Raw genomic sequence first — 21,159 nt, 5'->3', positions numbered from 1 at the left:
ACATTAATCCTTTTTAATACGTTCTACTTTCAACTCATTACCTGCAAGTAGACGTTTAATATTATCCCAGTGACGAACTATAACAAATAACGCAGCCAATCCACCAAAGCCAACAAACCAATAAGATTCACCTGTAACGTACATCAATACAGGTACTAATGCAGCAGCTACAATAGAACCTAAGGATACAAGCTTGGTGAAATATACGATGATGCCCCACACAAGGAAGCAAAGCAATGCTACTAAAGGAGAAAGAGCAATGAGAACACCTAATCCGGTAGCAACGCCACGACCACCTTTGAACCCTAAGAATATAGACCAGTTATGGCCCATCATAGCAAGGATACCACCTAAAATCATATACATAGGTCCATAAGAGGATAATAATACTACCCCAGCAGCACCTTTTAGAGCATCACATAAAAATACTGGTAATGCAGCTTTGAGACCGATAACACGATATGTATTGGTAGCCCCTATATTCTTCGATCCATATTGGCGTACGTCTGTATTAAAGAATGTTTTGCCAATGATTAAGCCACTAGGAATTGAACCAATAAAATACGCTAATACAGCATAAACGATAATCATAATATCCATTAGTCCTCATCATCCCGTTTCTTGCCACGTAATACTAAGCGAATTGGAGTACCTTCGAAACCGAAGGATTCACGCAATCGATTCTCTAAGAAACGCATATAAGAGAAGTGAATTAACTCAGGTTCATTTACAAACAAAATAAAGGTCGGTGGCTTGACACTTGCTTGTGTCATATAGTAAATCTTAGGAATTCTACCATTGCGAGATGGTACAGGATTTACTGTTTGCGCATCTTGTAACAATTGATTCAACGTACCGGTAGATACACGACGATATTGTTGTTCGGAGACGAATTTCAACATATCTGCTAATCGATGTATACGTTGCTTAGTTAAAGCAGATGCAAAAAGAATCGGTGCAAATTGCAAGAAACCTAATTCTTCATAAATATCTTCAGTAAAGCGCAATGTTGTTTTATCGTCTTTTTCAACAAGATCCCATTTATTAACAACAATGACTACACCCTTACCTGCTTCATAAGCATAACCTGCAATCTTCTTGTCTTGTTCGGTAACACCATCCTGTGCATCTAGCACAAGAACAACAATATCAGAACGGTCTACGGATCGCAAAGAGCGTACAATACTATATCGTTCTACAGCTTCATCAATTTTAGATTTGCGACGCATACCAGCTGTATCGATCAATACAAATTTTTGATCCCCATGAGTCCAATATGTATCGATGGAATCACGAGTAGTACCTGCTACATCAGATACGATAACACGATCTTGACCCAATAATGCATTCGTCAAAGAAGATTTACCAACATTTGGACGACCAATAATAGCAACATGAATTGTATCTTCATCATCCACATTAGTACCTACAGGAGGGAAATGTTTCACGGTGTCATCAAGCAAATCACCTAAGTTCATTAGATTTTTTGCAGAAATACCAATAGGATCACCTAAGCCAAGATTGTAAAATTCATAAATATTAGGCTCTTGATTTACGCTATCAATCTTGTTAACTACAAGAACTACAGGTTTACCACTAGCGCGCAAAATATTTGCAACCTCTTCATCAGCTGGTACAATACCTTGTTTACCATCAACGACAAATAAGATTACATCCGCTTCTTCGATAGCCAATTCAGCTTGTAATCGCATCATTTTTGGAATAACATGGCTATTTTCCGTGATGAATTCGATACCACCTGTATCGATCATTGTAAATTCACGATTTAACCACTCTGCATCGAAGTAAATACGGTCCCTTGTAACACCGGGAATATCTTCGACTATAGAGATACGTTTATTAACAATGGCATTAAAAAGTGTAGATTTACCTACATTTGGACGGCCTACAACGGCCACTAATGGTTTTGCCATAGTTTCACCTCATTATCTAATCTAATACATTACTATATTTTATCATATTCTACGTATAGTACGCAAAAAGGCTAACCAAGTAAACCTTGGTTAGCCTTTATATTAGACAATGAATTATTCAGCGTCTTCTGCAGTTTCTTTGGATTCCATCATTTCAGTTAAAGCCAAACCCAATTTCTTTTCATCTTTGTTAAGAGAAATGATTTTAACTTCAACTTCTTGACCGCGGTTCAAGTAATCTTCAACTTTCGCATTACGTTGTTTTGTAATTTGGGAAATGTGAAGTAAGCCTTGAATGTCGTCGTTAACAGCTACGAATGCACCGTAAGCTACCAAACGAACAACTTTACCGTTGATAACATCGCCAACATGCAATGTTTCTTCAGCTACGTCCCATGGGCTCTTAGACAAAGCTTTCAAGGACAAGGATAATTTGTTGCTTTCAGCGTCGAAGGATTGTAATTTAACTTCGATTTCTTGACCAACGGAAAGAACATCTTCCACTTTTTTGATTTTTTGCCAAGAAATGTCGGAAATGTGAAGTAAACCTTCAATACCGCCGATATCTACGAAAGCACCATAAGGCATGATTTTACGAACGATACCTTTATAGTTTTCGCCAACGTTGATGTTTTTCAATGCTTCAGCTAATTTAGCTTGACGTTCAACTTCTAATACTGCACGACGGGAAAGAACCAAACGGTTTTTCTTTTCATCGATTTCAAGTACTTTAGCTTCGAATTCTGTACCAACCAAGTTGTCCAAGGATTTCACGAAGTGAACATCACCTTGGGACAATGGAATGAAACCACGAAGGGATTTAACTGTTACTACCAAACCTGCTGGGATAGCATCAATACCTTTACATACGATAGCTTCATCTTTTTCTTGTGCTTCGATAACATATTGCCAATCTTCATCTTTAGCCAAGCGAGTCATGGAAAGATAAATAGGATTATCTTCTTTGATGTGATTCATGATAACTGCTTTAATTTCATCACCATTTTTTAACACATCTTTGGCAGATTCTGGTGCTGGATAAGAAATTTCAGTTCTGTTCAAAATGGCTTCAGTTTTGTAGCCAAAAGATACATAAGCGCGTTCATCTTCAACTTGAACTACTGTACCTTCTACAACGTTCCCTTTCTTAAATTCTTCTTGACCTTCGGCTGCTAATAATTCTGCAAAATCTTTCATTGTCTCAATGACCTCCTTAATAATCCAGTCGGGAGTCGATGCTCCTGCTGTTACTCCTACCGTCTGTACTCGGTTAAACCATTCCAGTTGTAATTCAGTAGAAGTTTCAATGTGATATGTTGTACATCCAACGTCACGACAAACCTCTGCCAATCGGTTTGTATTGCCGCTGTTCTTACCGCCTACCACAATCATAAGATCTACATTACGTGCTAATTCAACGGCAGAGTTCTGTCGTTCTTGCGTTGCATTGCATATCGTTTTGAAAACCTTAAGATTCTTAGATTTTTTCTCTAATATGTCTATTATACTGTTAAATTTGAATTGTGAAAAGGTTGTTTGTACAACAACACCCATTTTTTCCACAATTTGTAGTTTTTCGGCGGATTCTTCATCTTCAATGATTATGCCTTCGTTATTCGCCCATAAATTAATGCTTTTGACCTCAGGATGGTTTTTTTCTCCCAAAATCACCAAAGTCATCCCATCTTCAATGACAGACTTCGCATCTTGTTGTGCCTTTTTAACATGGGGGCATGTAGCATCTACAATGTTTAACCCCTTTTCTTCAGCCTCTTCATAAATAGCAGGGCCAACACCATGTGATCGTATAATCATTGTCCCCTCTTCGATGTCAGATACTTCTTGAACAGGACTAACCCCTTTATCTTCAAGACGACCTACAACTTGAGGGTTATGAATAATAGGACCCAATGTATAACTTTTGCCATCACTGTTCGCGGCTTCATTCGCCATTTCAACGGCTCTTTTTACACCATAGCAAAAACCATGGTTTTCAGCCAAAATTATTTCCATAAAGTCTCCTCTACACGATTTTCATGATAAGAATCAATCATTCGTTGGATTTCACCTTTAACTTGATCATTTACTTTTTTGATTGCTTCTGGGGTAGCCTTTTCCTTTTCTACAGGTATTGGTTTTCCAATAATACAAGCTACCTTATCTCGCTCCATATTATAAGAGCCAATGATAGCTACAGGCACGATGCTAACCCCTGTCCTTAGCGCAATTGATGCTGCTCCATCGTGGAATTTACCAAGTTTACCACTTTTTTGACGGTTACCTTCCGCAAAGATACCTAATACCTTATTATCTTTGAGCAGTCCCATAGCATGACGGATAGCAACTTTATCGATAGCGCCTCGATTTAATGGGAATGCACCAAGCCAAGTACAAATAAAACGAGAAATAGGATTCACAAACAATTCTTGTTTTGCCATGAAATGTACATGTCTAGGTAAGGCATAGCCACAGATAGGTGGATCATTATTACTTAAGTGATTTGGTACTACGATAACAGGACCTTCCATAGGAAAATTATCGCGTCCGTATATTTTCAATCCATAACCTACCTTATAGCGTAACCAGAAAGCGGTGCGCCATAACCAGGTAGAAAATTTATTCATGATTGATTGTCTCCTGTATCAATTTCAACATATATGCCACAGTTTCATCGAAATTCATATCGCTAGAATCTACAACTACTGCATCATCGACACATACTAGAGGAGATTCCTCGCGATTCTTATCCATTTCATCGCGACTTTCAACATTCTTTTTAATTTCATCTAAAGTCTGCTCATTTGGTGTGCCTTGTACTTCAAGCCATCTTCGTTTAGCACGAGCATCCACAGAAGCAGTTAAATATATTTTTAACTCTGCATCAGGCAATACAACAGAGCCGATATCTCGACCATCCAAAATAACACCACCAATAGCGGCCATTGCTTGTTGACGTTCTACCAAATATTGTCGAACCCCTTTATAAGAAGCAATCTTAGATACATTTTCATTGATTTGTTGTTGTCGTATTAATGATGTTACATCTTTACCTTTAACAAAAACTTTACATGCTGTTGCAGTAGGCTCTAATGTTAAATTTAATGATGGCAATAAAGCTTCTACAGCTTCTTGGTCATTAACATCGATATTACTATCTAGAACAGCCCATGTTACACCACGGTACATGGCACCTGTATCAATATATAAATACCCTAATTCATTAGCCACTACTTTAGAAATACTACTTTTACCAGCCCCTGCAGGACCATCGATAGCAATGGCAATTTTTTTAGTGCTCATAATAACCTCTATTCTTCATCACCGTGTACGGCATGCATAGCCGCCACATAGCCTGTGGAAAAGGCAGCTTGTAGATTATAGCCTCCTGTGAAAGCATCGATATCTAATACTTCACCAGCGCCATATAAACCACTAATCAATTTAGACTCCATAGTTTTAGGATTAAATTCTTTTAAAGAAATACCACCTGCTGTAACGATGGCTTCTGCTACAGGTCGCAATTCCTTAACAGTTAACGTCATATGTTGTAACACATGACACAAACGTAAACGCTCTTCCTTCGTAATCTGATTAATCGGTTTAGCTGGATCTAATTCAGCAAGCTTAATAGCTATGGGAATGAGATTTACCGGAAGTAAGTCTTTCATACCATTAGCTAATTGTTTTTTAGAATATAAATCAAAGTCCTTTTGTAAGCGTTTATCCAATACCTCAGCAGTCAAAGCAGGCTTAAGATTGATTTCAATTGTAATTTGAGGGTTCTTCTTACGTAGCAACTTACCTACCGTATGACTTAACGACAAAATCGTAGGGCCCGTAATGCCAAAATGAGTAAACATCATTTCCCCAAATTGTTTAGCCTGTACTTTATTCTTAGAAACTACAGACACTTCAACATTACGAAGACTAAGCCCCATAATGTCTTTTACCCATGCTTCGTTTGTAACGATAGGTACCAAAGATGGACGAATATCAGTAATCGTATGTCCCACTTTTTCAGCTAAAGCATAACCATCACCAGTTGAACCTGTTAATGGATATGATGCACCGCCTGTACAAATGATGGCAGCATCACAAGCATATTGTTCCTTATCTGTTGTAACGCCTACTACGCGATTATCCTTTACCGTAATAGATGTAACAGGTTCATTCAAATGAACTTGAACATTATACTTTTTAAGGATTTTCATGAACGTATTGCGTACCTCTAAAGCTGAGTCGGATTCTGGGAACACACGGCCCCCTCGTTCAACCTTGGTTTTTAATCCCCAACTATGCAGTAAATCTAAAAGGTCCTCATTGCTGAAACGTTCATAGGCACCATATAAGAACTTGCCATTACCAGGTGTATTTTTAATAAACTCAGCCATATCAGCACTATTAGTAATATTACAGCGGCCTTTACCGGTAATGCCCATCTTCTTACCAACCATATTCATTTTTTCTAATAAGATGACACGAGCTCCTTCACGGCCAGCTATAACAGCTGCCATTAAGCCTGCTGCACCACCACCAATGACTATGATTTGTTTCATTTCTTACCTGTTTCTAACGCTTTTAGAGCTTTCACTTCACGAATTGTAAGCTGACGAGAAGCACCGCGTTTAACACCGCCCAAGGTGAGACCTGCATAGGCAATACGTTTTAAATTATGAATGCGGTACCCAAAGTGTTCAAACATACGGCGAACTTGTCGATTACGACCTTCATGGATAGTAATCTCTACTTCATGTACACCGTTATGGTCATCAAAACCTAAATCTACAATTGTAGCAGGTGCAGTCATACCATCTTCAAGTTCAACACCATTAGCTATAACTTGTAAGTCTTCATCGCGAACGCGACCTTTGATGCGCACTTCATAAGTTTTTTCCACACCTTTAGAGGGATGTGTTAAGTTTTGTGCTAACTCACCATCATTAGTAAGTAGTAATAAACCTTCTGTATATAAGTCGAGACGTCCCACAGGATAAATGCGTTTAGATTCATTTTTAATATAATCTAAAACAGTTTCTCGACCTTGAGGGTCAGATACAGATGTAATGACACCTTTTGGTTTATTTAATAAATAATATACAGGCTTTTCCTGAGCCAATAATTGGCCATTAACCTTAACCTTATCTTTTTGAGGATTTATTTTAACGCCAAGCTCTGTAACCTTTCGGCCATTTACCTGTACCTTACCCTCTGTAATTAGTTCTTCTGCTTTACGTCGTGATGCAACACCACAACTAGCAATATATTTTTGTAATCGTTCCATATTATCCTTCTGCTTCCGAAACTTCTTGATGTAAAGCTTCTATCGATTCTACACCAGCACTTCTTAAAAATTCATCAGTCGTACCATATAGAATAGGTCTGCCTACAGTATCTTTATGGCCTAACTCGGCTATAAGAGATCTAGTAAGCAATTGTTTTATAATTTTATCACTATTAACACCGCGTACTTCTTCAATTTCAGCTTTAGTAATTGGTTGCTTATAAGCAATAACTGCCAGTGTTTCCATAGCCGCATTAGACAGTTTATCTTCTCGCTTGCGGATATGTCCCACATACTCAGCACTTTCAATAGCACTAACTAATTCGACACCAGCCCCAGATATACGAAGTCGAATACCTCGATGTTGATCTTCTAACTCCCGTTTTAATTCATTTATATAGGCTTGTATGTCGTCTCGTGAAAGACCGAATACCTCTTCTAACATATCGATTGATATAGGTTTTGCCGCTGCAAACAAAACAGCCTCTAAATGCATTGTTGGTAAGCTCATATAGTCCCCTTTCTACACGGCTCCATCTAAAGCAGCAGTGAATATAATATCATCATCTTCGTAGCGCATTTCCATTACTTGCTGCTTTAACAATTCAAGAACAGCCATAAAGATTGTTACCATACCACTTTTAGTTTCTATAGCTACTAATAATTCCCTAAAGTGTAAACTTTCACCACGACGTATACGACTCGACAACGATAGAATCATATCCTCTAAACTATACGTATCTTTTTCTACCTTAACCTCTCGAATAGGCTCCTCTTCAGGTATTTCTTTAGCCCGTTGTAATGTTTGGTAAAAGATTTGATATAACTGTGAAAGTTTTAGATTATATACATTATCTAAACCGAGAACACTAGTTTCTTCAGGACGACTAAAAATATTTGCTGATACGGCTGTTCGCTCCATCAATAGAGATGTAAAATCTTTAATCTTTTTAAACTCAACTAATTTAGCTACTAACTCATCCCGTGGATCTTCAGCATCCTCTGGCTCAGGTTCAGCCTTAGGCAATAACATACGCGATTTGATTTGTAATAATGTGGAAGCCATAACAAGAAATTCACTACTATAGTGAATATCAAAATGGTTCCAGTTATCTAGATACTCCAAGTATTGACTCGTTATCTCAACGATAGGAATATCGGTGATTTCTATTTTATGTTTTTCAATGAGATGCAGCAGCAAATCAAGGGGACCTTCAAAGACGTCCAACTTGTAATTATAATCTCCCATAAACCCCAATCCTTAGAAAGATATACTTTAACTATATAATTATAAAGCATTTATAGTAGTACTTTCAAATAATTGTTTTTTTTACACTCATCTGCTATCTTTAATAATATAATTATTATATATTATAAAGATATATTATTGTGTGTTCCTTTAAGAGAGGCTTTATTATGTCATCTAGTTTAAAGCAAATTGGGCGTAACCCCATTTTTCGCTTTGGTATTATAGGTATTGTTTTATATATCATTCTATTTTTAATTTACGAACCCATTACACTAGGCTTAGATGTAGAGGATATTACAATTTTAGCGGTGCCCACCATTGTTGGTACATTCTTGTTTCAATATTTTATGGGCTGCACCGTTTTCCATAGACCATTTTTAGGATATGGATTGGTAGGTATCTTATGGGCTCTTACCTTCCCACTTCTATTTCACTGGTCTTATGTAAAACCATTGTACTTCTATGAATTTGCCAATGATTTCTTATTTGGTTTATTGATTTTTATGGGTTTATCGGGCATTCAGTTTTTACTCAATCAAACGAATCGCTTCCATAAAACAACCTCCTTAATCATGGCCATTATTTCCATGATTCTTAGCCTCATCCCATTCTTACAAATTGGCTATTACATGACTACATGGCACTGTTTAACACCAGCTAGTCTATTAGCAGTCTATATGACTAATCCAGAAGAAGCATTTGGTTTCCTAAAAAATGCAGCTGGTATTCCTGGTCTAATTGCAGTAGGCATCGGTCTTGTATTATGGACATATTTATTATACTGGTCTAATTTAGGCATGAAAGCGGTAGTTAATTTAAATACTACACGCCCTATGCGATCTGCTATGCTCATCGCTTCTATTGTAGCCTTCCTAGTATATGTGCCGTTCTTCTTATTCCCTCAAACATGTATCGTAGCCAACTGGATTGCTGCTGGTGATTATGTAAAACAAATGCAGCAATATAATGATAACCATCATATAGTATTTGATTCCTTTAACTTAGATACTAAAGAAACAGCTGCCCAGAAAGCACCGGGAACTGTTATTCTCGTCATCGGTGAATCTAGCTCTCGTGATTATATGAAAGTATATAATCCGAACTTCCCTTATGATGATACACCATGGCAAGGAAATATGCGTGCAGACAATAAAGATTTTATATTCTTTGACAACGCCTATTCCTCTTATGTACAAACAGTACCAACTTTAGAGCGTGCTCTATCTGAACGAAACCAGTACGACGATAGACCATTCCTTGATTCAGCAAACATCTTAGACGTAGCCAAAAAAGCTGGTTACACAACTTCTTGGTTTAGCAACCAAGGTGTATTCGGTGAATATGATACAGCTATTTCGTTGATGGCTAAAACTGCAGACACTACAAAATGGTCTCATGAGTCTTATGCGTTCTCCGATCGCTATGATGAAGCACTATTGCCATTATTAGAAACTGTAGACCCTACCAAAAATAACTTTATTGTTATTCATATTATGGGTAGTCATATTTATTACAATGACCGTTACCCTCATGAATTTAGTAAATGGAAACAAGGTCCATATCCTGACGGCCAAGAAGCATATGCAAATAGTCAGTTATATACAGACTGGTTATTACAACAAATTTACACCTATGGTAAAGATAAATTGAATTTACAAGCTATGGTATACTTCTCCGATCACGGTGAAAGTTTAGATAAGTCTCACAATCCTGATACATTCGACTTTGTTATGACACATATTCCATTCTGGGTATACTTATCTCCACAATATCGTACGGCCTATCCGCAAACGGCAGATGTACTAACTAAACATGAGCATCAATTCTTTACGAATGATCTGCTATATGACACATTAGCTGGTCTCATGCAGGCACCGAGCCATCGTTACGATGCTACGCGAGACTTCAGTAATGCTCAATATCGATTCAATTTACATAACTTAACTACATTACTTGGTGAACAGCCACTAATTAATGATCCTGTTAATGCTGGTAAATAACAGAAGTACATACCTATAGTTAATGTTTCAAAAATAATGCCCTATAACATACTATGTATTAACAATAAAGGTTAACTTAATAAAAGAAAAAGAGATGAGTTAAACTCATCTCTTTTTTTGTGCCAACAAAAGATCTATATCATGTTCCGTATAAATTCTAATATTTTTCTTTAATAAAGCCTCTACAGTACATCCATGACCATCCGTTAAGGTTCTCGTAAAGGAACCATCATAAATGCGTTTATAACCACAACTAGGGCTTTTCGCCTTCAATAGAGCTTGTTCACATTTATATTCAATAGCTATGCGAACTGTAAGCTCTGCACCTCTAATAAACTGTGTTGTCACATCTGTACCATCAGCAGTACATATACGATTTCCTTGACGCTCAGCAGGATCTCTCGGTGTGCATAACCCACCCAACACCTCTGGACATACAGGTACTAATTCATAATACTCATTCAGAAGATCAAGTGCTTCTATATAATTATCTTTTCCATCATAGCGACAAGGAACACCACATAAGCATTCACTAATCAATAGTTTAGGTTTATTATTCATAGCAATACTTTTTATTAATTCAGATAAGAAAAAAAGACTAACCGAAGTTAGTCTTAATTGGTGCCGAGGACCGGAATCGAACCGGTACGGTTGTCTCCAACCGACGGATTTTAAGTCCGTTGCGTCTGCCTGTTCCGCCACCCCGGCATGGGTAACGATTTGTGGAGGCGGCACCCAGAATCGAACTGGGGAATAAAGGTTTTGCAGACCTCTGCCTTACCGCTTGGCTATGCCGCCATATAAAGTTGGAGCGGGAAACGAGATTCGAACTCGCGACCCCCGCCTTGGCAAGGCGGTGCTCTACCGCTGAGCTATTCCCGCATGTACATGGTGCCTCAGGACAGAATCGAACTGTCGACACACGGATTTTCAGTCCGTTGCTCTACCAACTGAGCTACCGAGGCATGAATGGCGACCCCGATCAGATTTGAACTGACGATCTTCGCCGTGACAGGGCGACATGTTAACCGCTACACCACGGGGCCGTATCCAAAGTACTTGCTTAGTATATCGGTTATCAGAACTTTTGTCAACACTATACTACATTATTTTTGATGAATTCTTCTTCATCTTTTAATATTGTAGATTCTTTATGTCCTGGCTCAATAATTAACTCCTTAGATAAAGATAAAATATACTTCAAACTTGTAATTAAATCATGAGGATTACTTTTATAATTATCTGTATTTCCCACATTTTGCTTAAACACAGTATCACCAGTAAATAAGTGCCCCTCAATTTCTAGACAAACAGAACCCGCACTATGACCAGGTGTGTGATGGACAATAATTTCAAAAGGACCTAATTGTAGTTTTCCTGTTACTAAATCTTCACAATTAGTATACATTTTCTTCTTGTAAACACTAGGTCTACGACGAATTAATTGTAACAACTCATGATCCAAAGGGTGTAAGTAGGCAGGAATGCCATAATGAGCACAAACCTCATCGAGGGCTGATACATGGTCACAATGACCATGTGTCAATAAAACTGCTATAGGCTCAGAATCTTGTACCATTTCAATAATATGGTTGCAATGAAAGCCTGGGTCAATAATAAGGGACTTCCCCTCTTTTATTAATACATAACAATTTGCTTTATATAGCCCTAGAGGGCGTTTTATAATTTCCATATACATACGCCCTCCTATAAAATACGATAACGCTTAGGAACATCTTTTTTGATGAAATACCCTTCCCAGAATTGAGGATGAAGCATAACGAGAATAGTAAACAATTCCAAACGGCCTAATAGCATATCTACAATAGCGATACATTTAGCTGCATCAGGCATAACGGTGAAGGAATCAGTTGGTCCAAAACCACCAAAACCAAGACCTACATTACTTAAAAATGCTGTTACTACTTGCATAGAATCATATGGATTTAGACCAGTACAAGTCATAAGGAAAACAGATATAACGTAAATCATTAAGTATAAAAATAAAAATTGTTGTGTCATCTGAATCCATTTAGTAGGCATTGGCTTACCATTAATACGCACTACTTGCACCATATCTGGATGAATGGATTTTCTTAAATAAATAATACTGCTCTTAATTAGAATAATGAGGCGAATAATTTTTACGCCCCCTGTTGTAGAACCACTACAACCACCAAAAAATGATGAAATAAATAACATCATCTGTGCAGCAGCTGGCCATAAATCATAATCGCTTACAGCAAATCCACTACCAGTTTGAATAGATACAAGATTAAAGGAAACATCTCTGAAGATTTGAATTGGGTTATTAATATTTGATTGTACTGCCAACGAAATTGATATTATAGCAATTCCAATAAAAATAACTAGCCAATACATACGTGTTTCAAAATCATCAATCAAAACGCGAAAGCCTTTTTGAAGTGCGTTGTAATACACTGAAAAATTACCACCTGCAAGGATCATAAAGAAAACAAATACAAAGCAAATATAGTTACTCTGTTCATATATAAATGCCCCTGCTGATGTTGGTGCAAATCCACCCGTTGCAATAATGGAAAAGGCATAGTTTAACGCATCAAACGGCTCAATACCACCAGCCCAAAGCATGAGGAAACAAAGAGCCGTAAAAGCAATGTATAAACACCATAGTTTTGATGCCATTGATTGAATACGGGGCATTACAACACCCGGTTTTGGTACAGATGCTTCAGCATTAAAGAAGTGCGCTGCGTCAGCGCCTAAGTTTTTTAAGAAAGATAGAATGAGTACGATAATACCCATACCGCCAATCCAGTGCATAAGCCCACGCCATAAGATAAAGGTTTTTGGTATATCATCTACACTATAAATGATGGTAGCACCCGTTGCGGTAACCCCCGATGTAGCTTCAAATAGAGCATCAAAAACATTTGTTAATATACCACTACCCACGAAAGGTAAGGCCCCCAAAATAACGGTTAATATCCATGTAGATGATACTACGAGAAAACCATCTCGAAGGCTAAAGCTTTGACTTTCACTACCATAGTAGGATAAAAGTCTCCCCAGACCTAAAGAAAGGCTTGTGGTTATAAGAAATGACCAATATGCAGTTTCAAATACGACACTATATATAAAGGGAATCAAAGTAAAAGCCCCAAATATATAAAGGAGTCGCCCCACTAAGGACATAACGATTTGAATGCGCATAGCCCCTCCATACTAAGTAAGATATTTAAGTAATTTACTTACCGATTCAGGTAATGTAAAGAGAACGATGTGATCCCCATCTAAAATTTCAGTATTACCACGAGGCACAATAGCTTCATCACCTCGTAAAATAACACCTACTAAAGCTTTACCTGGTAAACGAATATCTTTTAATTGTTTACCCGCTACAGGAGAATCACTATTGATTTCAATCTCTATGGATTCCGCCTTCCCCCCTTCAAATGCAGAGAATGATACAACCCCTTCACCTTTACGTACAAATCGTAAAATTTGGCTTGCAGTTAAAAGTCGAGGTGAAAATACAACATCTACACCTACTTGTTCCATAAGCATTATATATTCTGGACGGCCCACTCGTACTACAGTCTTAGGAATCCCCATATGCTTACCTACAAGAGCTACTAATAGATTTAGTTTGTCATCATCTGTTAAAGCTATAATAACGTCACTATCAGCGATTTCTTCAGCTTCTAACAAATCAAAGTCTGTACCATCGCCATTGATAACCATAGCTTTATCTACAAGATTCGCTAATGTCTCACATCGATCTAAGTTTTTTTCAATGACTTTCACAGAGAAACCAGCACGTTCTAATAAAACAGTCAGGTTACGACCAAGTAGTCCAGCACCAATGATAACAGCCCGTTTATAAAAAGCATTATAATTATGGAACCAAAGATTTTCTACTTCCTCTACAGACTCTTTTAACCCCAAGAAGAATACGCTGTCATCAGCTTGGAGAATACTTTCACCATGAGGAATAATCATTTCACCATAACGTAAAATTCCCACGAGAAGAACACCTTCAGGGAAGCGAATTTCTTTTAATGGCTGGCCTAACAGAGGGAACTCCTCAGTAAGTTTAAACTCCATAAGGCGCACCGTACCTTGACCAAAGTCTTCAACATCAATGGCAGATGGAGTTTCAAGTATTTGTAATAACTCATAGGCTGTAACCATTTCAGGATTAATAAAAATGTCCACTCCAAGTTTAGCTCTGGTGTCATCATCCATATGATCTGCAACACTAGTATCACGTACACGAGCAATAGTTGTTGGAACACCTGTAATTTTTGCTACTGCACATGATAACATATTAACTTCATCTGAATCTGTAACGGCAATAAACATGCCTACGTCAGACATACCAATCTCATTTAGCAATTGCATATCACTACCATTGCCTTGAACAAGACTTACATCTAATGTACTTTCAAGATTGTGAATTCGTTCTGGTGAACGATCAATGATATATACATCATGATCATCTTGATTAAGGCGTTGGGCTAATGAATAACCAACCTTACCAGCGCCTACAATGACAATTTTCATCGTCTTTATTCCTCATCTTGGGACTCTTCACTAACAGGAGGTGTCCACTGGCGACCAATGTCAGTAAGCAATGTCCAACCATCCTCTTGAACAATTTTTTTCTCTTTCATTAAATGCCCTAAAGCACGTTTGAAAGCAGCTTTACTAATGTTGAACTTATCTTTAATCAACATAGCAGAAGATTCATCACTATACGGCATCTTGCCGCCGCGATTCAAAAGATATTCCATAATAATATCGCCATCGGATACAAGAGCTTTTTCCTTTGTAGGGCGCATCGATACATTAACACGACCATCATCACGTTTAAAAGTAATGCGACCTTCAACCATTTCTCCTACTTTTAATTTTCTAGTCATCTCAGAACGATGTAAAAAGGCAATCCATCGTTCAGGAGTGATGAAAAATGCCCCATCACTAGTCAAGTTGTAGATAGCACCTTTTACAAGTTGTCCTACTGTAGCATCTGTAGCAGCCTTAGATGCGCGACGCATTTCGTCATCAACATCCATAGATACAGCAAAACGACCAGATTTATCTGTATAGAGTCGAACCCAGACTTTTTCGCCCACTTGAGGACGACCACGCATCTCTGCATGTGGCATGAAGATACCGCGCTCAGTACCAACCTCTACGAAACAGCCAAAGTTTGTCGTATTGATTACCTCAACATACCCAATTTGCCCTACCTTCATCGCTGGTAAGCGCATAGAAGCAGTTAAACGACCTTTTGGATCGCGATATAAGAATACTTCTACTTCATCACCAATGGCAACGGGAGACGTTTGTTGATCTTTATGAAGCAAAATATCATCATTCGTATTGCCAGTTTGACCATCTAGGAAAGCACCTTGGTCACTAGTACGCAATACTTTCAATGTGGCAATTGTATTTTCCAACAATTCTGTAGCCATATTATACTCCTTCGAATGGAACTCGACCTGCGTCATTCCACAACTCTTCTAAACCGTAGAATTCACGCAATTCATCGCTACCAAAGACATGGCAAATTACATCGCCAAAATCTAATAAAATCCATTCACCTTCACGGTAACCTTCTCTATGACGAACTGTCATGCCTAATTCAGCAGCTTTATCTTCCATTTCATCAGCAATACTTTGAGATTGCTTAAGATTATTTGCACTAGCGATTAAGAAGTAATCACCTAACATAGAAATACCTTCTAAATCGAGGATTTCAATGTCTCTACCTTTTTTATCAAATGCAGCTTGTGCTAATGCTAATACAAATTGTTTAATATCTTCCTTATTTTTCATAGTTTTCCTCTTATCTTAACGTTTACTACTGCTTTCATCACCAGGTTCAGTAGGCTTAGTAATTGTACCGCCATTATGTTCTGATTCAGGTGCAACTTTAGCTGTACTGTTTGTAGGAGCAGATACAAATTGTGTCATTTCATTAGCCGGTAAATTGCCCATTGTAATGCCCACTAAACGTTGTGCTTCTGTTGGATTTACCTTCCAGTAAGTCATATCTCCTACTAACTCTTTTTCGCCAGGAAGAATGTAAAAATGAATTTCTTCCTTATTAATTTTGCTCGCGTTGTATACGAGCTTAATCGCATCTAAGGTAGAGATATTACTATCAAAATGATCCCAAATACGCCAAATATGCCATGCATTTGTTAAGAAAAATGCATTATGCTCTTGTTCCAGCCACAATTTTAAAAATCGTTCTTGTCGTTGAACACGAGTAAACGTGTCATGTTTAGGATCTGAGTATCGTAAGTATGCTAACGCATTATTACTATCTAACGTTTGATATCCACGACGTAAATCAATATCTTTATTACCTTCTGCATCAATATGTTCCATAGGTTGTTCTACATAAATTTGTTGATCACCTAGGACATCATTTGTTTTTTTGAAAGCATTTTGATCAACCACTACATAGTATGGTATTGAAATGTGGAACATATCCTCAATAACGGCTTTAGTAAGCTCGATGCCGCCTTTTTCATAGATACCATTCAACATAGTCGCATCAGTTTGATCACGATTATCGATCTTACTATTACTTGGAATACCAATAACATCCATCGTTTTTTGATCAAGATTTACAGATAATAAAAATAAACTATCCCCTTGGCTTGGATTATTGTCATCAGTACCAACAACCAAAATATAAAGAGGTTTATCTAACCCTTTTTGCTCAACTGATACAGTGTTAGCATCTTGTTTATTTCCATTATCGGCCACTGTTTCAGTAACTTCTGTAGTTCCTACAATCGCTCTATATGCATAAGATACGCCACTATATATGCCATATCCTATCCCACCGAGCAAAGCGAGAACAACAACGATGGCTAAAATGACTCTAGGCCATTTTACCGATGACTTTTGTTGACGTCTTCTCCTACGCCGGCGAGCTCTTGCTCGTTCACGTTCTTCCATATAAAAACTCCATTACTTACAAGATTGTAATACGTCATTACGACCAAGAATGGTCAAAGGATAAATAGAAAGATGTTGCTCAATAAGATGATTAATAGTGTTATCAAATCCCAATAATACAGCCTTATCTAGGTCTTGTTGTGCTAATCTACGCAATTCATCCACACCTGGGAAATCTCTATTAGGTTCAATATAATCGGCTAAAAATATAACCTTATCTAGCTTTGACATATGAACCTTTCCAATAGTATGAACACGGATCGCTTCTAAAACTTCTAAATCCGTTATAGAAAACTCCTTTTCAGCCCGAATCATACCTGCTAAGCCATGCAACAAATTACCATTAGCTAATAATTCATCATCAGCTTCGTATTTACTGGCCTCTACCAAAGCTTGCATATCCTTGAGTGGCATTTCCTTTGCACAGTCATGTAGTAATGCCGCTAAACGCGCTTTCTCTACATCAACGTTATACAGTTTAGCTAATTGAGTGGCTGATTCAACAACACCTAGAGTATGCTTAAAGCGTTTTTTACCCATCCATTGGCTTACTCTATGTTGTATTTCATCAAAAGATAACATCCTTTATTCCTTCCCATAAATATGGTTTTCTGCTATATAATCTACTACACATTTAGGCAACATATAGCGAACGGTTTTACCAGATCGTAAACGGTCCCGTAAATAAGTAGCAGATAATTTCATTTCAGGCACTTCCATAACATGAATCTTTTCATGTGCCTTTGGTCCTAGTTCATCTAATGTAGCATCAATAACACTCGATCCATCTGGTCTAGTAGCACCAATAAAATGAACTTCATCTAATAATTCTTCTATAAATTTCCAAGTCGGCAATGCCCGAATTGTATCCGTTCCAGCAATAAAATAAAATTCTACATTTGGACCATATATAATTTTAAAATGTTGAATTGTATCTACAGTGTACGATGGACCTTCTCTTCTCATCTCTATATCAGAAATTTCAAAATTTGGATTATCTGATACAGCAGCAGCTGCCATAGCATAGCGATGACGACTATCTATCACATCATGCTGCTTATGCGGTGGAATACGGGCAGGTACAAATATAACCTTTTCTAGATTAAAGCTTTCACAAGCAACCTCTGCAATCATTAGATGACCTAGATGAATGGGGTTGAAAGTTCCACCAATGATACCTATACGACGTTTCTCTACCATAATGCGGTCACTCCCTTAATGACAATGACACAAATAATGATGAATAAGAGCAATGCCTTTCCATAGGATATCCATTCATATCGTCCTTTTGGTGTTTGAATATATCTGTAGTATGCCCTTATAAAGTAATATATATTCTTCACGTCCGCACTTGGCCTTCTCCAAATACGAAGTATTTATAAGATGTTAAAGCTTGTAAGCCCATAGGACCTCGAGCGTGAAGTTTTTGTGTACTAATACCAATTTCTGCGCCAAAGCCAAACTCAAAGCCATCTGTAAAGCGTGTAGACGCATTATGATACACAGTAGAACAGTCTACTAAATTCATAAATACTGTAGCACGCATAGGCTCATCAGTAATAATAGCTTCAGAGTGATGTGTCGTATAGCAATTTATGTGATCAATAGCTTCCTCAAGATTTTGAACGATACGAACATTTAAATCCATATCATTATATTCCGTACTAAAGGAATTATCTTCTAAAGGAATTGTATGTTCTATATATTGAGCTACGGTTTCATCACCGTGAATGCGAACGCCATATTCTTGTAATGCTGTATCAAGGCGAGGTAAAAATTCAGCAGCCACTGCTTGGTGAACTAACAAAGTTTCCATAGCGTTACATACCGATGGACGTTGCACTTTAGCATTAATAGCAATATCTAACGCCATATCGAGATTAGCATATTCATCTACGAAAGTATGACATACACCACTACCAGTTTCAATAACAGGAATACTACTTTCCTCTACGACACGGCGAATGAGTCCAGCCCCGCCACGAGGAATAACAACATCTATGTATTCGCGTTGTTGCAATAGTACGCCAACCATATCTCGATCAAGAACCTCAACCAATTGGATAGTATCACCATTAATGCCCAAAGATTCTAAAGTATTACGCATGATAGACACGATGATTTGATTCGTATGGAATGCTTCTTTACCACCCCGTAAAATCGTAGCATTTGCAGTTTTTAAACAAAGTACACCAGCATCGATAGTCACATTGGGGCGCGCTTCAAAAATAATACCAATCACACCAAAAGGTACTGCTCTTTTTTCTATAGTTAAACCATTAGGACGTGTAATCGTTTCCATAACAGATCCCACAGGGCTTTCAAGAGCCGCGACTTGACGAACCCCTTCAGCCATTTGAGCAATTCGATTAGGGGTCAACGTTAATCGATCAATCATAGTTTGAGGTACATTATAGTCCCCAGATTTATCTAAGTCTTGCTTATTAGCGGCCATGATTTCATCAGTTTGTGCTTCCACAGCATCAGCGATTGCTAATAATGCAGCATCTAACGTACCTTGATCAAGTTGAGCTAATTCAAAAGCAGCTGCTTTAGCTCTTAGGCCCATATCTTTACAGATTTCTTCGTACTGGTTCATATTGTATCCTCAGTGTAATAAAACTAGATTATTACGATGTATAGCTTCATCATACGTCGTATTAATACCTAAAAGCTGAGCTATATCATTAGTATTATGACCTTTAATAGCTTTCATATCATCAACGCTATAGTTGATAAGACCACGTCCAATTTCTTTCCCATTATGATAAATAGAAATTGTATCACCAGGTCCAAATGTACCTTCCACATCAACAATACCAGCAGGTAATATACTAGCCCCTTTATCTAAAACAGCACGAGCACAACCATCATCAATAGTAATGGAACCCTTCAACCGCTTACCAAAGGCTAGCCAATGATGTTTCCCTGATAGACCAGCATCATGTGCTTCAAAGAGAGTACCGATTTGTTCACCCTTACATACGCGACGAACAGAGTCCTCTACTTCACCAGAGGTAATAACCATAGGTACACCAGAGTTTGTCGCCATGTGAGCCGCTTTTATTTTAGTATACATACCACCAGTGCCCATGTTAGAACCAGCACCACCTGCAATAGCATACGTTTCATCTGTAATTTCAGAAACTGTTTCTATTAAGGTAGCATCTGGATGAGTTGCTGGATTAGCCGTATATAAACCTTCAATGTCAGATAAAATGATAAGTAAATCAGCATCTACAATACCTGCCACAGTAGCAGATAAAGTATCATTATCGCCTATTTTAAACTCTTCAATAGCAACCACGTCATTCTCGTTGATTATGGGAATAACATTAAGTTGCAACAAAGTATGTAATGTATTACGTAAGTTAAGATAACTATGACGTCCAGTGCTATCCTCTTTTGTTAAAAGAATTTGCCCTACAGTACGTCCATATTCACGAAACATGCGCTCGTACATATGGATAAGAATGCCTTGGCCGACCGCTGCTGCTGCTTGCTTAAGTACAAGATCTCTAGGCTTCTCTTTAAAACCTAATGGAGCAAGTCCAGCTCCTGTAGCACCAGAAGAAACAAGGATTACCTCTTTACCTTGGTTAGCCAAATCTGATAATTGTCGTACTAATCTTTCAATACGCTCTAAATTTAAATGACCATTAGCGTAACAAAGCGTACTGCTACCAACTTTGACTACAATTCGTTTAGCGTTTACGATAGCGCTGCGCATAG

21 protein-coding genes and 5 tRNA genes are annotated in these 21,159 nt (G+C 37.8%); 1 reads left to right on the top strand and 25 read right to left on the bottom strand.

Going from position 1 to position 21,159, the window contains the following annotated elements; all coding sequences use genetic code 11:
- Positions 1 to 3: 3 nt before the first annotated feature.
- The 9 genes from plsY to KH364_RS00825 all read right to left on the bottom strand — a co-directional run bounded on the left by plsY (position 4) and on the right by KH364_RS00825 (position 8,464).
- A complete protein-coding gene (gene plsY, locus KH364_RS00865; protein WP_009351484.1) occupies positions 4 to 600 on the bottom strand; it encodes a glycerol-3-phosphate 1-O-acyltransferase PlsY in 597 nt (198 codons plus the stop codon).
- The gene (gene der, locus KH364_RS00860; RefSeq protein ID WP_105097945.1) at positions 600 to 1,934 is read right to left on the bottom strand and encodes a ribosome biogenesis GTPase Der; all 1,335 of its coding nucleotides are present in this window, start codon (positions 1,932 to 1,934) and stop codon (positions 600 to 602) included. Before der ends, plsY begins: the two co-directional genes overlap by 1 nt.
- 114 nt (positions 1,935 to 2,048) lie before the next feature.
- Complete coding sequence (locus KH364_RS00855; protein ID WP_105081117.1) at positions 2,049 to 3,947, bottom strand: bifunctional 4-hydroxy-3-methylbut-2-enyl diphosphate reductase/30S ribosomal protein S1; 1,899 nt, start codon at positions 3,945 to 3,947, stop codon at positions 2,049 to 2,051.
- Positions 3,938 to 4,558 (bottom strand): lysophospholipid acyltransferase family protein, encoded by a 621-nt coding sequence (locus KH364_RS00850; RefSeq protein WP_273297984.1) that lies wholly within the window; start codon positions 4,556 to 4,558, stop codon positions 3,938 to 3,940. Before KH364_RS00850 ends, KH364_RS00855 begins: the two co-directional genes overlap by 10 nt.
- The gene (gene cmk / locus KH364_RS00845) at positions 4,551 to 5,234 is read right to left on the bottom strand and encodes a (d)CMP kinase (RefSeq protein ID WP_273297982.1); all 684 of its coding nucleotides are present in this window, start codon (positions 5,232 to 5,234) and stop codon (positions 4,551 to 4,553) included. The genes KH364_RS00850 and cmk overlap by 8 nt, the downstream gene beginning before the upstream one ends.
- 8 nt (positions 5,235 to 5,242) lie before the next feature.
- A complete protein-coding gene (locus tag KH364_RS00840) occupies positions 5,243 to 6,490 on the bottom strand; it encodes an NAD(P)/FAD-dependent oxidoreductase (RefSeq protein ID WP_273297980.1) in 1,248 nt (415 codons plus the stop codon).
- Positions 6,487 to 7,215, bottom strand: a complete 729-nt coding sequence (locus KH364_RS00835; protein WP_273297978.1) for a pseudouridine synthase — start codon at positions 7,213 to 7,215, stop codon at positions 6,487 to 6,489. The genes KH364_RS00840 and KH364_RS00835 overlap by 4 nt, the downstream gene beginning before the upstream one ends.
- A gap of 1 nt (position 7,216) precedes the next feature.
- Entirely contained in the window at positions 7,217 to 7,726 is a 510-nt protein-coding gene (gene scpB / locus KH364_RS00830; RefSeq protein WP_273297976.1) for an SMC-Scp complex subunit ScpB, read from the bottom strand.
- 12 nt (positions 7,727 to 7,738) lie between these two features.
- Complete coding sequence (locus tag KH364_RS00825; RefSeq protein WP_009351451.1) at positions 7,739 to 8,464, bottom strand: segregation/condensation protein A; 726 nt, start codon at positions 8,462 to 8,464, stop codon at positions 7,739 to 7,741.
- Positions 8,465 to 8,631: 167 nt separating this feature from the next.
- Here KH364_RS00825 and KH364_RS00820 point away from each other — a divergent pair, with 167 nt between their 5' ends.
- Positions 8,632 to 10,464 (top strand): phosphoethanolamine transferase, encoded by a 1,833-nt coding sequence (locus tag KH364_RS00820; RefSeq protein ID WP_273297974.1) that lies wholly within the window; start codon positions 8,632 to 8,634, stop codon positions 10,462 to 10,464.
- A gap of 105 nt (positions 10,465 to 10,569) precedes the next feature.
- Here the strand turns inward: KH364_RS00820 and KH364_RS00815 are convergent, their stop codons facing one another.
- From KH364_RS00815 to proB, 16 genes are all read right to left on the bottom strand, one after another.
- Positions 10,570 to 11,025 (bottom strand): DUF523 domain-containing protein, encoded by a 456-nt coding sequence (locus tag KH364_RS00815; protein WP_273297972.1) that lies wholly within the window; start codon positions 11,023 to 11,025, stop codon positions 10,570 to 10,572.
- Positions 11,026 to 11,083: 58 nt separating this feature from the next.
- Positions 11,084 to 11,172 (bottom strand) — tRNA-Leu (locus tag KH364_RS00810).
- A 15-nt stretch (positions 11,173 to 11,187) separates the two neighbouring features.
- Positions 11,188 to 11,262 (bottom strand) — tRNA-Cys (locus tag KH364_RS00805).
- A 9-nt stretch (positions 11,263 to 11,271) separates the two neighbouring features.
- Positions 11,272 to 11,346 (bottom strand) — tRNA-Gly (locus KH364_RS00800).
- A gap of 7 nt (positions 11,347 to 11,353) precedes the next feature.
- Positions 11,354 to 11,429: transfer RNA gene (locus tag KH364_RS00795), tRNA-Phe, on the bottom strand.
- Between the two features lie 5 nt (positions 11,430 to 11,434).
- A tRNA-Asp gene (locus tag KH364_RS00790) sits at positions 11,435 to 11,510 on the bottom strand.
- A 50-nt stretch (positions 11,511 to 11,560) separates the two neighbouring features.
- Complete coding sequence (locus KH364_RS00785) at positions 11,561 to 12,157, bottom strand: MBL fold metallo-hydrolase (protein WP_273297971.1); 597 nt, start codon at positions 12,155 to 12,157, stop codon at positions 11,561 to 11,563.
- Positions 12,158 to 12,171: 14 nt separating this feature from the next.
- A complete protein-coding gene (locus tag KH364_RS00780) occupies positions 12,172 to 13,659 on the bottom strand; it encodes a TrkH family potassium uptake protein (RefSeq protein WP_273297969.1) in 1,488 nt (495 codons plus the stop codon).
- Between the two features lie 12 nt (positions 13,660 to 13,671).
- Positions 13,672 to 15,012, bottom strand: a complete 1,341-nt coding sequence (trkA, locus tag KH364_RS00775; protein ID WP_273297968.1) for a Trk system potassium transporter TrkA — start codon at positions 15,010 to 15,012, stop codon at positions 13,672 to 13,674.
- A 5-nt stretch (positions 15,013 to 15,017) separates the two neighbouring features.
- Positions 15,018 to 15,926, bottom strand: a complete 909-nt coding sequence (locus KH364_RS00770; protein WP_265137330.1) for a S1-like domain-containing RNA-binding protein — start codon at positions 15,924 to 15,926, stop codon at positions 15,018 to 15,020.
- Between the two features lies 1 nt (position 15,927).
- Positions 15,928 to 16,290: a ribosome silencing factor gene (gene rsfS / locus KH364_RS00765; protein WP_273297967.1), complete on the bottom strand. Its 363-nt coding sequence runs from the start codon at positions 16,288 to 16,290 to the stop codon at positions 15,928 to 15,930.
- A gap of 15 nt (positions 16,291 to 16,305) precedes the next feature.
- A complete protein-coding gene (locus KH364_RS00760) occupies positions 16,306 to 17,427 on the bottom strand; it encodes an LCP family protein (RefSeq protein WP_273297966.1) in 1,122 nt (373 codons plus the stop codon).
- Between the two features lie 12 nt (positions 17,428 to 17,439).
- Positions 17,440 to 18,009: a bis(5'-nucleosyl)-tetraphosphatase (symmetrical) YqeK gene (gene yqeK, locus KH364_RS00755; protein WP_273297965.1), complete on the bottom strand. Its 570-nt coding sequence runs from the start codon at positions 18,007 to 18,009 to the stop codon at positions 17,440 to 17,442.
- 3 nt (positions 18,010 to 18,012) lie between these two features.
- Positions 18,013 to 18,627 (bottom strand): nicotinate-nucleotide adenylyltransferase, encoded by a 615-nt coding sequence (gene nadD, locus KH364_RS00750; protein ID WP_273297963.1) that lies wholly within the window; start codon positions 18,625 to 18,627, stop codon positions 18,013 to 18,015.
- A 139-nt stretch (positions 18,628 to 18,766) separates the two neighbouring features.
- Positions 18,767 to 20,026, bottom strand: a complete 1,260-nt coding sequence (locus KH364_RS00745; protein ID WP_273297962.1) for a glutamate-5-semialdehyde dehydrogenase — start codon at positions 20,024 to 20,026, stop codon at positions 18,767 to 18,769.
- Positions 20,027 to 20,035: 9 nt separating this feature from the next.
- A complete protein-coding gene (proB, locus tag KH364_RS00740) occupies positions 20,036 to 21,157 on the bottom strand; it encodes a glutamate 5-kinase (protein ID WP_273297961.1) in 1,122 nt (373 codons plus the stop codon).
- Between the last annotated feature and the right edge of the window lie 2 nt (positions 21,158 to 21,159).

Source organism: Veillonella sp. oral taxon 158 (assembly GCF_018376515.1).
In the GTDB taxonomy this organism is placed as follows: Bacteria; Bacillota; Negativicutes; order Veillonellales; family Veillonellaceae; genus Veillonella; species Veillonella rogosae.
Note: the sequence above shows the minus strand (reverse complement) of the source record. Positions and strands in the feature narration are given on the sequence as shown.

Coding starts and splice junctions, on each gene's coding strand:
- trkA (WP_273297968.1), bottom strand. CDS start 15,012: ATGAAAATTGTCATTGTAGGCGCTGGTAAGGTTGGTTATTCATTAGCC.
- KH364_RS00780 (WP_273297969.1), bottom strand. CDS start 13,659: ATGCGCATTCAAATCGTTATGTCCTTAGTGGGGCGACTCCTTTATATA.
- KH364_RS00855 (WP_105081117.1), bottom strand. CDS start 3,947: ATGGAAATAATTTTGGCTGAAAACCATGGTTTTTGCTATGGTGTAAAA.
- proB (WP_273297961.1), bottom strand. CDS start 21,157: ATGCGCAGCGCTATCGTAAACGCTAAACGAATTGTAGTCAAAGTTGGT.
- KH364_RS00825 (WP_009351451.1), bottom strand. CDS start 8,464: ATGGGAGATTATAATTACAAGTTGGACGTCTTTGAAGGTCCCCTTGAT.
- KH364_RS00815 (WP_273297972.1), bottom strand. CDS start 11,025: ATGAATAATAAACCTAAACTATTGATTAGTGAATGCTTATGTGGTGTT.
- KH364_RS00745 (WP_273297962.1), bottom strand. CDS start 20,026: ATGAACCAGTACGAAGAAATCTGTAAAGATATGGGCCTAAGAGCTAAA.
- KH364_RS00820 (WP_273297974.1), top strand. CDS start 8,632: ATGTCATCTAGTTTAAAGCAAATTGGGCGTAACCCCATTTTTCGCTTT.
- KH364_RS00770 (WP_265137330.1), bottom strand. CDS start 15,926: ATGGCTACAGAATTGTTGGAAAATACAATTGCCACATTGAAAGTATTG.
- KH364_RS00760 (WP_273297966.1), bottom strand. CDS start 17,427: ATGGAAGAACGTGAACGAGCAAGAGCTCGCCGGCGTAGGAGAAGACGT.
- plsY (WP_009351484.1), bottom strand. CDS start 600: ATGGATATTATGATTATCGTTTATGCTGTATTAGCGTATTTTATTGGT.
- cmk (WP_273297982.1), bottom strand. CDS start 5,234: ATGAGCACTAAAAAAATTGCCATTGCTATCGATGGTCCTGCAGGGGCT.
- KH364_RS00850 (WP_273297984.1), bottom strand. CDS start 4,558: ATGAATAAATTTTCTACCTGGTTATGGCGCACCGCTTTCTGGTTACGC.
- der (WP_105097945.1), bottom strand. CDS start 1,934: ATGGCAAAACCATTAGTGGCCGTTGTAGGCCGTCCAAATGTAGGTAAA.
- KH364_RS00840 (WP_273297980.1), bottom strand. CDS start 6,490: ATGAAACAAATCATAGTCATTGGTGGTGGTGCAGCAGGCTTAATGGCA.
- nadD (WP_273297963.1), bottom strand. CDS start 18,627: ATGGTAGAGAAACGTCGTATAGGTATCATTGGTGGAACTTTCAACCCC.
- rsfS (WP_273297967.1), bottom strand. CDS start 16,290: ATGAAAAATAAGGAAGATATTAAACAATTTGTATTAGCATTAGCACAA.
- KH364_RS00785 (WP_273297971.1), bottom strand. CDS start 12,157: ATGGAAATTATAAAACGCCCTCTAGGGCTATATAAAGCAAATTGTTAT.
- scpB (WP_273297976.1), bottom strand. CDS start 7,726: ATGAGCTTACCAACAATGCATTTAGAGGCTGTTTTGTTTGCAGCGGCA.
- KH364_RS00835 (WP_273297978.1), bottom strand. CDS start 7,215: ATGGAACGATTACAAAAATATATTGCTAGTTGTGGTGTTGCATCACGA.
- yqeK (WP_273297965.1), bottom strand. CDS start 18,009: ATGTTATCTTTTGATGAAATACAACATAGAGTAAGCCAATGGATGGGT.